Raw genomic sequence first — 13,006 nt, forward strand, 5'->3', positions numbered from 1 at the left:
TTACCGCAGCAGCCCTTTTGCGTGCCGGCAGGTTGCGGCAGAAACGGTCACGACGACGGTTCAGTCACCGCGACGGTGGGAGACATGGTTTCCGCATTCACCATCCATGCAAGCTGCTCGAGGCGCTCGATGGCGGCGTGCAGCAGGTCGGCGCTGGTGGGGTCTTCCTCGTCAACCTCGTCATGGACGTCCCGCATCGTCTGCACCGTGCGCTCCAGCCGCGCGGTGATCAGCTTGACCGTGTCCTCGGTGGACGTCAGGCCCTCAGGGAATTCGTCGAGCCGGTTGCCGCTCGAGACAGTGCTGCTGCGCCCGTCGGGCAGTGCGTGCAGGGCACGCATCCGTTCGGCGGCCTGGTCCGCGAAGAGCCTCGCCGCCGCAATGATCTCGTCGAGTTGCAGGTGCAGGTCGCGGAAGTTCGTGCCGACAAGGTTCCAGTGCGCCTGCTTTCCTTGCAGGTGCAGCTCGATAAGATCGGTGAGCACCATCTGCAAGTTGCTGGCAAGGGTGGGTGACGCTTTCATCATGTTCCTCCTTTGCGGCCCGGCCGGCTGCCATCGCGGCCACTTATTTCTAAGCATACTTACTATCGGGCTGCAACCAAGTTGGAGGTGATGCTGCCGCCGCGCCTGCCCTTTAGGTGATCCTGGCCAGGGCAAACCCGTCCCAGCCCTTGGAGCCCACGGTCTGTATGACGGTGGCGTCCAGCCGCGGGTGCTCCCCCAGCATTTTCAGGGCGTCCACGATACCGCGGGCATTGACGGGGTCCAGGTCCGGGTTCAGGACAGCGCCTTCCCAGACGGTGTTGTCCAGCACCACTGTAGCGCCTGGCCTGCCGAGCCTTACGGCCCAGTCCAGGTAGCGGCTGTTGTTCTCTTTGTCTGCGTCGATGAAGATGAAGTCGAAGGGCTCCCTGCCCTCCTCCTCCAGCGCAGCCAGCGTGTCGAGGGCGGGACCGAGCCGGATCTCCACCTTTTCGCCCAGGCCCGCGAAGTCGATGTTCGCCCATGCGACCTCCGCGTGCTTGGGGAGGTATTCGCACGTAACCACCGTGCCGTCGTCGGGAAGGCCGCGCCCGATCCAGATGGTGCTAAAGCCGGCGAGCGTGCCGATTTCCAGGACTCGGCGGGCACCGGACAACTGGACCAGGAGCTTCAGGAGCTTTCCTGCATTAGGTGCCACTTCGATGGCAGGCATTCCCGCCTCCGCAGCGGATCGGATCGCCTGCTCCATCGCAGGATCCGGATGCACAACCACGCGCGAGAGGAACTCTTCGGTGGCGGTCCATTCCGGCCGGGGTTTGTGCTCCAACATTGCCACAGTCTGGCACGGGCCGGGGTGTGGGTCCAGAGACTTTTGCAGGACCGCGGGGTTCCGGGAGAGCTACTCGGATCCGTCCGCGAGTGCTTCCTCAAGGCGTTCAACCTTGGCGGTGAGCTCGCCGCTGTAGCCGGGCCTGATATCGGCCTTGATCACCAGCGAGACCCGGCTGCCGTAGCGCCCCACCGCCTCGGTGGCGCGTTTGACGACGTCGAACACCTCGTCCCATTCGCCTTCGATGGTGGTGAACATCGAGTCGGTCTGGTTGGGGAGGCCGGACTCGCGGACGATCTTGACGGCGGCGGCAACGGCGTCATGCACGGAAGCGTCGCCGGGCCGGGAGCCTTCGGCTGGCGTACCTGATGGAGAGACAGAAAAAGCAAGGAGCATGCAGCCAGTCTGCCACGCCGCGCTGCCGGCACGGCGCCGGCGGGAGGGCTTGGCTGTCATATAAGCGCCTACCCTTCAGTAACGGTGATCGCCCGCAGCAGCGTTGCTAGCCTATTTGGCATGAGCCTCGCAGTCGCCCGCAAACCCCTCCGCGCCGATGCCGCGAGGAATGTGGACAAGATCATCACGGCGGCGCGCCAGTGCTTCCGCGAGTTCGGGCCGGATGTGCCCCTGCAGACCATCGCGGCCACGGCAGGGGTTGGCCCTGCCACCCTCTTCCGGAACTTTGCTGACAAGGAGGAACTGGTTCTCGCCGCGCTGAACCGCCAGCTCCGGCTCACCGTTGACCCGGTGGTTGACGACGCACTGGCCGGCATGGACGCCGCCGAGGGGTTGTTCCGCGTCCTGGAGTCCCTTATGGCCGCTTCGAGCGCGGACGCCAACCTGCTGGGCGCCGTGGCCGGACGGCGCGAGCTGCTGACCGGCATTACGGGTTCCCTGATGGAGTCCATCAGCGTGCTCCTGGTGCGCGGCCAGGGACAGGGAAGCCTGCGCGCCGACATTTCGATGACGGACATGTTCCGCCTGCTCGCCATGCTCATCAGCGTGGTGGACACCATGGAGCCGGGTTCTGATGCCTGGCGGCGGCCGCTGGCCCTGGTTGAAGACGCAATCCGCAGCAAGCGGCCCGAGCGGCCCCTGCCCGCCCATGTGCCGGTGCCTTCGGCATCGGGTATGGGCGCCCAGCCCCTGGCCCAGGCCGGGGCGGAACCCCAACCGGGGTAGTTTTCCGCGGTTCCCGGACCGCCCCTGCCCGGGCCCGCACCCGGATGGGACCATTGTGGGCGCCGAGCCTGGTGCAATACACTTCAAGAGGGTTACGCAGCCAGCCTCTGTACAGTGGATATGGAGCGCCCCCATGACGCAGTTCCTGCAGTTTCGGCACGCAACGGCGGCAGCGCGATGAACAGTTCAAAGCTCTTGCACTTCCTCAGAGATCCACGTGATCCGGAAGAAATCCTCCCCACGTTGACCGCCGGCGCGCTGGCAGACCTGCTGGACGCCCTGTACCAGAACCTTGACACGCCCGAGCCTGAATTCGGTGCACAGGCCTGGTACGAACTCGCTGTTGAAGAGAGCTGCCGCAGGGCCGTATCGCCGGATGGCGCCGCCCATGGAGTGGCCTGAAACAGGCCCAACCCTCCTGAGGCCGTACCCGCGGCGCGGCCTTCCAGCCGGCAGGGGCTGGACGCTGCACCCATTTTGCGGCTCAGTTGGCCGCGTCCCGCCTCCTCCGAATCTCCAGCATGACCAGGGCTTGAAGGGCCGGAACGGGCGATAACGGATCCACCTCAAGCCCTTGCCGCAGGCTGCGGGACAGCGACTCCAGGTCCTCAGGCGGGACGTCGGACAGGCTTGGGTAGCGGGTGTAGAAACGTTTTGCGGGAAGCCCTGCCGGCCGTCGGACGTCCTTTCGGGGCCGGCCGGCTCTTTCTCCCGCAGCATGCAGCTGATGATCCATGGTCGCCGTTCACAGCAGATTCCACGGCCAACTGCATAGCCGCTCCCATAGTACCGCCGGCTATGCAGATCCTGCGTGACCGGCCTCACGCCTGCTGTCAGTTCCAGCCCATGACGCGAAGCAGAGCGGCAGTGCCGGCGCCGGCAAGCACCACCACCAGGAACGGGGCCCGGAGAACCAGTGCGACGGCGGCAGCCGCCAGGGCGCCAAGGCGGGCATCGGCGGCGAGCGCCTGGCCGGACGCGGCGGCGTTGACCACGGTCAGGGACGCGAGCAGTCCGATGGTCATGGTGCCGGCGATGCGGGATATCCGCGGGTCCTCCAGGAGCCGGGCCGGCACAAGGTAGCCCACCAGTTTCCAGGCATATGCCAGCACGCACGCGAGCAGCAGCCAGAACCAAAGGCTCACGTGTCCACTCCTGATACAGGGCTGTCGTGGCGCCGGTGGCCATGATGCTCCCGGTACGGCTCCACATCGGGTTCGAGCCCTTCGTCGCTGCGGCCGTGGCTGAACCAGCCAATCAGTGCGGCCACCACTGCGGCCACCAGGATGGGCACGCCGGCAGGTACGAACGGCACGGCCAGCACCGTGGCTACAGCGCATACCACGGCAATGGCGATGGGTTCGCGGCCCTTGAGCCGCGGCCAGAGCAATGCGAGGAACGCCGCCACGGCCGCGCCGTCCAAGCCCCACTGTTTCGGGTCGCCCAGCCCGCTGCCGGCCAGCGCGCCAACCGCGGTGAACAGGTTCCACAGCACATAGATGCCGATGCCTGCGGCCCAGAAGCCACGGCGCTGCTCGTCGGGATCGGCTTGGCCGGTGCTCGTGGCCGTGGATTCGTCGATGGTGACCTGCGCCCCAACGTATTTGCGCCAGCCTTCGGGCCGCAGGAGCGCGTTGAGCTGCATCCCGTAGATGCCGTTGCGCATGCCCAGCAGCGTAGCGGCGCTCATGGCCGCAATGCCGGACCCGCCGCCGCCCACCACTCCGATGAACGCGAACTGCGAACCACCGCTGAACAGCAGCAGGCTGAGGGCCATGGTCTGCCAGAAGTCGAGCCCGGATGTGACCGACAGTGCCCCGAAGGATATGCCGTAGAGGCCGGTAGCGATGCTGATGGAAAGGCCCACCCGCACCGCCGGTGACGCGAGGAGCTCTTTCACGTCCGCCGCTCCGGGGCCGGCCCGGGCGGCGGTGCATTCAGCGCTGCGGCGAAGGGAGTCCGGGCACGCCCGCCGGACCTGGGAGAGAGCATGGCTCCACTCAATCACAGGGACGGCCGGGGTTTGAAACCGCTTGGGTTGTCCCTCCGCAGGTCAGCTCCAGGCCAGGCCGGAGCTGCCGTAGGGCGGAGGCGGGCCGCTGTAGTCCAGCGGCTGTCCCGCGGCGGCGAGGGGCGGCGGGACGTAGCGCAACCCGCCAAACGTGCTGGGCATGCTCCGGTAGGCGGGCGCAGGGAGCGTCCGCGGTTCCGTCCGCACCGCCGGCAGGGCGCAGAGCTCCTCTGCGGTCCTTGCCAGGGACAGCCGGCCTGCCCCGGCGCGGCCGGTACGACGCCGGGCGGCCAGCAGGGTGATGGCCGCGGCCGCGGCTCCGTACCCGGTGGCGTGGTCCAGCGCCTGGACGGGCAGGGCACCTGGCTGCCAGCCGCCGTCGTCCCTTTCCCGGCCGTACGCATGCGCTATTCCCGCGGCAGCCTGCACGATGCTGTCGAAGCCGCGCAGGCCGCGCCAGGGCCCGGCGGCGCCCCAACTGTTCAGCGTGACCACCGCCAGCCCGGGCCGGAAAGCCTGCAGGGCGTCGGCACCCAGCGCGAACCGGTCCAGGGAGCCGTGCCGGTAGCCAATTACCACCACGTCGGCGGTTTTGAGGAGTTCCTGCAGCCTGCGCTGGTTGTCCGGCATACCCAGGTCCGCCTCCGCACTGCGCTTGCCAAAGCAGGTGTCAACGAACTGGTCGGGCAGCTCGGGCAGTTGTGGCGGGTCGATGCGCAGCACGTCGGCGCCGAGTGCCGCGAGCAGCCTGGTGGCGACCGGACCGGCGATGACCCTTGTCAGGTCCAGGACCCGCACGCCGGCGAGCGGTCGGCGGATGTTTTCCGCGGCACCAGGAAGCGGTGCCTCCGGGTCAGGGATGCCCTGCCCGTCCAGTCCGATCCCCATTTCCTTCCCGCCGGCAGGAGTGAGCGCAATCCACGGTCCCTCACGGGCAGCCGCCCCCATGTCCGAGGCCAGCCATTGGTCTCGTGTCCGAACGGCTGCGGCTATTCCGCCCCGGGCCTGGATGGCAGCCTCGCCTTCCAGGGATGTCATGGTGCGGAGGGCCGGCTCCACCTGGTCGGGTGAACGGGCATTGAGCGCCTGCAGGAGGCGCCGCTCGTGGTGCGGGTAGTTGGCGTGGAGCCGGATCCAGCCGTCCCGCGTCGGCCGGAACCCGGACAGCGGGGCGAATCCCTGCAGCTTCCGGCCGGCAATCCGTAGCTGCCCGGAGGAGTCGAAGGCTGCGGCCGTCATGGCGGAACTGGTGGTGAAGCTCCCGGGCAGTCCGGTGTACAGCTCCAGGGCCGCAGCCGCTGTGCGGACGGAGCCAAGCGCCAGCCCTTCCACATCCAGGGGGCCGGCCCACCAGCGGCGGGGACCGTCGTCGTCGGACCGGCTGCCCATTTTGCGGCTGCTCCCCGGCTAGCGGCCCTGGGGCGAGGCCAGCTGGAGCTGGGCAAGGACCCGGGCCGGCACGTTGGTGGTGATTTCGTGGATGCCGAGTTCCTGGCAGAGCGTCACATCCTCGGCGGAATCCACCGTCCACACCCGGAAGCGCCGCCCGGAATAGAGCCAGCGCTGCACCCTAGCCGGATGCTCGCGGACGTAGTCGATGCCGGGACCTGCAAGGGATACCAGGCGCGCGTCCAGGATCCGCTCGGCCTCCAGCTGGGTGGCCTTCATCAGGTTGGCGATGGCGCCGCCGGTAATCAGTCCCAGGCCAAGGCCGCCCCGGATCTCGTGGACGTTGATGTCATCCACCAGCTGGCAGATGTACCGGGCAGGTACGGACTGCAGCAGGTGGCGCAGAGAATCGGGGCTGAAGCTCATAAACGTGATTGCCACATTGTCCACGGTGGAAGCGGCCGGGTCCCACCCCTCCCGGCGCAGCAGGTCGAGCACCCTGTCCTCCAGTTTGAGCTGGTAGGGGCTGGGGTGCTTGAGTTCGATGGCCAGCTTCACCGGCCGCCCTGCGCCGCGGAGGATGTCCAGGAGCTCGGGCAGGGTCAGGAACTGTTCGGAGCGGGCACCGTAGATTTCCGGGATGCGCACGCCCTTCCAGGACGAGAAGTCCAGGTGCCTCAGTTCGCGCAGGGTCCGTTCCGCCACCGGCCCGGTCCCGTCCGAGGTGCGGTCCAGGTTGGCGTCGTGCAGGAGGACCACGTGCTGGTCGCGGGTGAGGTGGACGTCGCATTCAACGCCGTCGGCACCGTCCGCGAGCGCCTGGAGGTAGGCGGCCCGGGTGTGTTCGGCGAACGCGGCGCTGGCACCCCGGTGGGCAAAGACCAACGGCCGCTGCGGCATTGGCTCCTCAGTTGTCATGCAGACACGGTAGCCGACCCGGCCCCCGCTGCGGGGCTAGGCTTGGCACATGCAGGTGAACTCTGAGCCAACTACCCGGGAAGCCCCGGCCCAGCCCGCACGTCCGGCGCCGAAGGACGCACAGGCAGGTGCCGCCGCCGTCGTCGGCCGCCGGTTCGGTGCCGGTGACGCCGAAAAGGCGGCAGCGCTGCGGAGGATGAAGATTGTGGCGCTGGCACTGCTGGTTGCCATGGCGGTGATTTTTGTCATCGCCTTTGCGCTGCAGGAGGAATACCCGTGGCTGCAGTATGTGCGGGCCGCGGCGGAGGGCGGCATGGTGGGCGCGCTGGCCGACTGGTTTGCGGTGACCGCCCTGTTCAAGTACCCCATGGGGATCAAGATTCCGCACACCGCGATCATTCCGCGCCGGAAGGACCAGATTGGCGCCTCGCTGGGCGAGTTCGTGGAAACCAACTTCCTGTCGGAGCAGGTGGTGCAGGACAAGCTGGCGAGCGTGAACATCGCGCGCCGGGCGGGCCAGTGGTTGGCCACTCCCCATGGTGCCGACCGGGTGGCGAAGGAGGGCGCGGCACTCATCCGCGGCACGTTCAAGGTCCTGAACGACGACGACGTCCAGGCAGTGATCGAGGGCATGGTGCGGAAGCACCTCCTCACTCCGCCGTGGGGACCTCCCGTGGGCAGGATGGCGGAGCGGATCTTCCACGACGGGCACCACCACAAGCTGGTGGACCTGCTGGTGGACCGGGCCGCCGACTGGGTGGATGACAACCACGAGACGGTCTCCCGGCTGGTCTCGGACCGCTCCCCCACCTGGGTTCCGCAGTTTTTGGACGGGCTGGTGGGCGACAAGGTGTACGTGGAGATGCTGAAGTTCGTCCGCGCCGTGCAGGCCGACCCCAACCACCAGGTGCGCCAGTCGATCGACAAGTACCTGAACGACCTTGCGCAGGACCTGCAGCACGACCCCGCGATGATTGCCCGCGCCGAGGACATCAAGGCCCAGGTCCTGGGCGACCCCGAGGTCCGGGAACTGGCCTCGCGCACCTGGGGCACGGTGAAGAACGCGCTGCTGGGCGCCGTGGACGATCCGGACAGCGAACTCACCATCAAGTTCAAGGCTGCCGTCCGGGACTTCGGCTCGCGGCTCGTCAACGATCCCGAGCTGGCGGGCAAGGTGAATGCGTGGATCGGTGACGCTGCCGGCTACCTGGTGCGCACGTACCGCTCGGACATTGCCGGTGTCATCACGGATACCGTTGCCCTGTGGGACGCGGAGGAAACCTCGCAGAAGATCGAGCTCCAGGTGGGCAAGGACCTGCAGTTCATCCGGATCAACGGCACCGTGGTGGGATCACTGGCGGGGCTGGCGATCTTTACGGTGGCCCACCTGATCTTCGGCTGAGCGCCGCCGTCAACGCTGGGGCGCGGACCCGTTCCCCTCGAGCGTCTGCCGGTCGCCCCCGGCCGCAGCCGTAAGCTCGCCCGGGATGGTCTCCGGCATGGGACCGAAGGCTTCCTTGGCGTTGGCCACCACGGCCCGGCCCATCATGAGGTTGCCGGCGCCGCCCACCACAGCACCGATGCCGAACGGCAGGGCCCGGCCGAACAGTGCGGTGCCCTGGCGCTTGAGCAAATTCTTCAGGAATGCCTTCTGGATCCTGCTCCGGATTGAGCTGAAGCCCGGCATCGGCAGGGACTTGGACAGCATGCTGCCCCAGGCCTTGGTGGGGCTGGCGCCGTTGCCGGCCGCCTGGCCGCTCAGCGTGCCCAGGAGGGTGGTGCCTTCCTCGCCGAGCATCAGGGCCATCACCATGGTGCTGGCCTTCTCCGGGTTGGTCAGGCGGATGCCGTGGAGCTCAGCCATGGCACTGGCGTAAAGGGCTGTGGCTTCCAGGAAACCAACAGTGGCGGCCGCGGAGAGTCCCAGCGAAGCCACAGTTCCCACGCCGGGTACGACGGCGGTGGCCCCCACCGCTGCCCCACCGCCAGTGACGGCGCGCAGGTAGTCGCGTTCCAGCATGTCAGCCAGCTGCGCTGCGGTGGCGCGGGGATTCTTTTTCTGCAGCCGGCGGATGTAGGCAAGCACCAGCGGGCGCTGGATCTCCACCGCTTTCAGGAGTGCGTTATGCACGCCGGGCTTGGGCTTGCCGTCGGCGTCGAACACCGCGTTGTGCGCGGTTTCCTGTGCGATTCGTACTGCGGGATTGCTGCGCTTGGCCATGGTCACCTTCATTCAAATCGACCTGCAGCGGGTTGGCTGCCGTGCTTTTCCCATCCTAAGTGGATCAACACTAAGCAGGCTTAACTTTTGAACCTGGCGCTGCCGCAGCGGAGTGATGGGGACCGCTGTCCGCGAACCAGCACCTGCGCGGCACTGGTTCGCGGACAGGCCTAGGAATGGGCGCCCGGAGTGACCTTCTGTGCCGCGGTTTCGGAGTCTTGCGCGCCGTTATTGCCGCCGGCTGCGGCGGCATCCGCACGAAGCTCTGCCCGGAAGACCTCGAAGCGGGCAAGGTGTGCGGGGCGTCGGCGCAGGACAGCCCAGGCCACGCCCAGGAGGAGGAACCAGGCAGGGGTGACCAGCAGTGCGGCAAGCGTGTCTGGCTGGGTGGTCAGCGCCCACAGGACGAAGCCGAAGAACCCGAACACGGCCCACACGGCGGGAATACCGCCGGGCATCTTGAACTTCGAGGCGGCGTGCAGCTGCGGACGGCGCCGCCGGAAGGAGATGTAGCTGGCCAGGATGATGGACCAGACGAAGATGAAGCAGACGGCGGAGACGGTGGTGACCATTTCGAAGGCCTTGCCGACGTCCTGGCCGGCGTACATCAGCACGACGCCGGAGAGCAGCAGCACACAGGACAGGAACAGGGCGTTGCGGGGCACCTTCCTCGAAGACAGTCGGCTGAATACGCCGGGGGCGTCGCCTTCCTGGGCCAGGCCGAAAACCATCCGGGACGTGGAGTAGATACCCGAGTTGGCAGAGGACATGGCAGAGGTGAGGACCACCAGGTTGACTACGGTGGCGGCGGCACCCAGCCCGGCCAGGGAGAACATGCCGATAAACGGGCTGTGGCCGGCGGCGAACCGGGTCCAGGGGGTGACGGACATCAGGATGACAAGGGCCCCGACGTAGAACAGCAGCACGCGCACGGGGATGGCGTTGATGGCCTTGGGCAGGTTCCGCTCCGGGTTCTTGGCCTCGGCTGCCGTCGTGCCCACGAGTTCGATTCCCACAAAGGCGAACACCGCGATTTGGAAGCCGGCCACGAAGCCCATGAACTCGTTGGGGAACCAGCCGCCATGGCTGTACAGGTTCGTGAAGCTGGCCGCACCGGCGTCGCTTTGGAACCCGGTGAAGATCATGAAGAGGCCCACGATAATCAGCGCCGCGATGGCGATGATCTTGATCAGGGCAAACCAGAACTCGGTTTCGCCGAATGCCTTCACGGTGGCGAGGTTCAGCAGGAGGAGGATGGCAACGGTGGCCAGGCCGGGGATCCACAGCGGCAGGCCGGGCCAGAGTTCGCTGGAGTAGCCGGCGATGGCGATGACGTCCGCGATGCCGGTGATGACCCAGCAGAACCAGTAGGTCCACCCGGTGAAGAACCCTGCCCACGGGCCTAGCAGATCGGCCGCGAAGTCGCTGAAGGATTTGTAGTTCAGGTTGCTCAGGAGCAGTTCGCCCATGGCCCGCATGACGAAGAACAGCATGAAGCCGATGATCATGTACACGAAGATCACTGATGGGCCGGCGGCGGAGATGGTCTTGCCGGAGCCCATGAACAGGCCGGTGCCGATAGCGCCGCCGATGGCGATGAGCTGGATGTGCCGGTTGCTGAGCTGGCGCTCAAGGTGGGGTGGTTCGCTGTGCGCGGTTTTGCCCGGGGTTGTACCGCCGGGAGGTTGGCCGTTGGGGGACGCCTGGGGATTAATCGTCATGAGGAACTCCATTGTTCAAGCAGCACCGGTGATGCCGCATGGATTCGGTTCCTCCCCGCTCTGTACAGGACCTGAGAGTTTCCGCAGCCCAGTGGCCAGGGCATGCTTGCACCGTCGGTGAGCCAGGGCGCGCCTGGCTGCTTTCCAGAGTTGCCTTTCTGCGGCGGTACAGGTGCCTGAGAGTTTCCTGGGGAGGGTTTGCTCCTACGGCGCCTGCCGAATGTACCGGGCAGGGCTCTCCCGCCGCAGGTCAAAGGCGTATTCGGTTATAAGGGATGGGCATTTCCGGCCCTCTCGGGGCGCGCTGCCGGCAGGGGCTGCTCCAATTAGGTGGAGCCAGCCCGGCCCGGCGCCGGTCCCCGGATCAGTGTGGTGCCCGTCACGGTCCTGTGTCAAACTTTCGAATGGACCAGGCCCTCACATCAGGAAGGACAATCCCGGGTTCGGTGAAGCGCGGATTTGCCATCCGGATCCACCATGCTGTAGCTTGTGAGCCGAATCACCCATATCTGAATAAGCCTTTCGAGCTGTGACGGGAGAGTCCTCCCGGATTACCACCGGGCAGGCGCCGTAGGAGCAAATCCTCCCCAGGAATCTCTCAGGCCCATGTACCGTCACGGCGAGGCAACTCTGGAAAGCAGCCGGGCCGGCGCCTGGTTCACCGACGGTGCAAGCGGCCCCTGCCATGAGCAGCTACGCGGAATCTCTCAGGTCCAATACAGAGCGGGGAGGAACCCATCCCACACCGGCCACCTCCGGCCGGCCAAGACCCGGAGTTCCTCATGACGATTCAATCCCACCCCTCAGCCTTTGCTGACCGCCATATCGGCGCAAGGCGGCAGGCCGACGTCGACACCATGCTCAAGGCCGTCGGTTACGACAGCGTGGACAGCCTCGTTGACATGGCCGTGCCCGCCTCCATCCGCCAGGAAACCGCGCTTAAGCTCCCGGACGCCCTCAGCGAGGTTGAGGTCCTGGCAGAGCTGCGCCGCATCGCCGGCAAGAATAAGACCGCCGTCCAGATGATCGGCCAAGGCTACTACGACACTGTGACCCCGCCGGTGATCCGCCGCAACATCCTTGAGTCCCCGGCCTGGTATACCGCCTACACGCCCTACCAGCCGGAGATCTCCCAGGGCCGGCTGGAGGCGCTGTTGAACTTCCAGACCATGGTGCAGGACCTCACCGCCCTCCCCGTCGCCAACGCATCGCTGCTGGACGAGGCCACCGCCGTGGCCGAGGCAGTCCTGCTCATGCGCCGCGCCAACAAGGACGCAGCCACCAAGGATGGCAAGACCGTCCTTGACGCCGACTGCCTCCCCCAGACCATTGCCATCGTGAAGGGCCGCGCCGAGGCACTCGGCTTCGAGGTGGAGGTCGCCGATCTCTCCAGGGGCCTGCCTGACGGCGCCATTAACGGAATCGTGCTCCAGCAGCCCGGCGTTTCCGGGCATGTGTGGGACCAGTCCGCCGTGATCAGGGAAGCCAAGGAACACGGCGCCCTGGTCACCGTTGCGGCCGACCTCCTGGCCCTCACCCTGGTCACCCCGCCGGGCGAGCAGGGTGCGGACATCGCCGTCGGCTCCACCCAGCGCTTCGGCGTCCCGCTGTTCTTCGGCGGACCGCACGCCGCCTACATGGCGGTCCAAAAGGGCATGGAACGCACCCTGCCAGGCCGGATCGTGGGCGTCTCCAAGGACAACACGGGCGCCCCCGCCTACCGCCTGGCGCTGCAGACGCGTGAGCAGCACATCCGCCGCGAGAAGGCCACGTCCAACATTTGCACCGCGCAGGCCCTGCTGGCCATCGTGTCCTCCTTCTACGCGGTCTACCACGGCCCGGACGGGCTGAAGGCAATCGCCGAGGGCGTCCACCACAGGGCCCGGGTCCTGGCCACCGCGCTCACGGCCGTCGGCCGCGAGCTGGTGACTGGTTCCTTCTTCGACACCCTCACGGTGCGTGTCCCGGGCAAGGCCGGCAAGGTAATTACCGCCGCCGAAGCGCGCGGCATCAACCTGCGGTTCATCGACGCGGACACGGTGGGGGTTTCCATCGATGAAACGACGACGGCGGCAACACTTTCCGCCGTGGCCGTCGCCTTCGGCGCCGGCCCCGTAAGGGACGCGGAGGGGTTCGAACTGCCCGAATCCGTGCTGCGCACGTCCGGCTATCTGGAGCATCCGGTGTTCAACACGTACCGGTCCGAGACGCAGCTGCTGCGGTACATCCGTCGCCTGTCTGATCGGGATT

Annotated in this window: 12 protein-coding genes, 1 pseudogene and 2 riboswitches; of the genes and pseudogenes, 4 read left to right on the forward strand and 9 right to left on the reverse strand. The window is 67.0% G+C overall.

Translation table 11 applies throughout. The annotated features are described in order from the left end of the window. Window positions 1-47: 47 nt before the first annotated feature. The 3 genes from FDW83_RS18655 to FDW83_RS18665 form a co-directional block, all read right to left on the reverse strand. Window positions 48-524: a Dps family protein gene (locus FDW83_RS18655; RefSeq protein ID WP_138139576.1), complete on the reverse strand. Its 477-nt coding sequence runs from the start codon at window positions 522-524 to the stop codon at window positions 48-50. Between the two features lie 112 nt (window positions 525-636). Next, window positions 637-1,314 (reverse strand): O-methyltransferase, encoded by a 678-nt coding sequence (locus FDW83_RS18660; protein WP_138139566.1) that lies wholly within the window; start codon window positions 1,312-1,314, stop codon window positions 637-639. Window positions 1,315-1,383: 69 nt separating this feature from the next. Continuing rightward, window positions 1,384-1,710: a thiamine-binding protein gene (locus FDW83_RS18665; RefSeq protein ID WP_138139577.1), complete on the reverse strand. Its 327-nt coding sequence runs from the start codon at window positions 1,708-1,710 to the stop codon at window positions 1,384-1,386. Window positions 1,711-1,830: 120 nt separating this feature from the next. Between FDW83_RS18665 and FDW83_RS18670 the strand changes: the two genes are divergently transcribed. Together FDW83_RS18670 and FDW83_RS18675 are read left to right on the forward strand one after the other, a co-directional pair. Beyond that, window positions 1,831-2,496, forward strand: coding sequence for a TetR/AcrR family transcriptional regulator (locus FDW83_RS18670; RefSeq protein ID WP_138139567.1), 666 nt, complete (start codon window positions 1,831-1,833; stop codon window positions 2,494-2,496). 243 nt (window positions 2,497-2,739) lie between these two features. Beyond that, the gene (locus FDW83_RS18675; RefSeq protein WP_240721059.1) at window positions 2,740-2,898 is read left to right on the forward strand and encodes a hypothetical protein; all 159 of its coding nucleotides are present in this window, start codon (window positions 2,740-2,742) and stop codon (window positions 2,896-2,898) included. A 431-nt stretch (window positions 2,899-3,329) separates the two neighbouring features. On the opposite strand, the gene FDW83_RS18685 is transcribed toward FDW83_RS18675, so the two are convergent. From FDW83_RS18685 to FDW83_RS18700, 4 genes are all read right to left on the reverse strand, one after another. After that, complete coding sequence (locus tag FDW83_RS18685; protein WP_138139569.1) at window positions 3,330-3,641, reverse strand: AzlD domain-containing protein; 312 nt, start codon at window positions 3,639-3,641, stop codon at window positions 3,330-3,332. Continuing rightward, window positions 3,638-4,396, reverse strand: coding sequence for an AzlC family ABC transporter permease (locus FDW83_RS18690; RefSeq protein WP_138139570.1), 759 nt, complete (start codon window positions 4,394-4,396; stop codon window positions 3,638-3,640). Before FDW83_RS18690 ends, FDW83_RS18685 begins: the two co-directional genes overlap by 4 nt. A 153-nt stretch (window positions 4,397-4,549) precedes the next feature. Beyond that, window positions 4,550-5,896, reverse strand: coding sequence for a CoA transferase (locus FDW83_RS18695; protein WP_138139571.1), 1,347 nt, complete (start codon window positions 5,894-5,896; stop codon window positions 4,550-4,552). A gap of 18 nt (window positions 5,897-5,914) precedes the next feature. After that, the gene (locus tag FDW83_RS18700; RefSeq protein ID WP_138139572.1) at window positions 5,915-6,814 is read right to left on the reverse strand and encodes a glycerophosphodiester phosphodiesterase family protein; all 900 of its coding nucleotides are present in this window, start codon (window positions 6,812-6,814) and stop codon (window positions 5,915-5,917) included. 49 nt (window positions 6,815-6,863) lie between these two features. Between FDW83_RS18700 and FDW83_RS18705 the strand changes: the two genes are divergently transcribed. Continuing rightward, window positions 6,864-8,216 (forward strand): DUF445 domain-containing protein, encoded by a 1,353-nt coding sequence (locus tag FDW83_RS18705; protein WP_138139573.1) that lies wholly within the window; start codon window positions 6,864-6,866, stop codon window positions 8,214-8,216. 9 nt (window positions 8,217-8,225) lie between these two features. On the opposite strand, the gene FDW83_RS18710 is transcribed toward FDW83_RS18705, so the two are convergent. Both FDW83_RS18710 and FDW83_RS18715 read right to left on the reverse strand, forming a co-directional pair. Further along, entirely contained in the window at window positions 8,226-9,035 is an 810-nt protein-coding gene (locus FDW83_RS18710; protein ID WP_138139574.1) for a hypothetical protein, read from the reverse strand. A 170-nt stretch (window positions 9,036-9,205) separates the two neighbouring features. Then, window positions 9,206-10,756 carry an amino acid permease gene (locus FDW83_RS18715; RefSeq protein WP_138139575.1) on the reverse strand — a complete coding sequence of 517 codons (1,551 nt, stop codon included), beginning with the start codon at window positions 10,754-10,756 and terminating at the stop codon, window positions 9,206-9,208. A gap of 154 nt (window positions 10,757-10,910) precedes the next feature. Continuing rightward, window positions 10,911-11,009, reverse strand: a riboswitch (glycine riboswitch). A gap of 270 nt (window positions 11,010-11,279) precedes the next feature. Further along, window positions 11,280-11,380: riboswitch (glycine riboswitch) on the forward strand. A gap of 158 nt (window positions 11,381-11,538) precedes the next feature. On the opposite strand from FDW83_RS18715, the pseudogene FDW83_RS18720 reads away from it, so the two are divergent. Continuing rightward, window positions 11,539-13,006: pseudogene (locus FDW83_RS18720) on the forward strand (glycine dehydrogenase (aminomethyl-transferring)); the annotation flags it as partial.

Origin of the sequence: Pseudarthrobacter sp. NamE2 (assembly GCF_005796205.1) — a bacterium.
GTDB lineage: Bacteria > Actinomycetota > Actinomycetes > Actinomycetales > Micrococcaceae > Arthrobacter.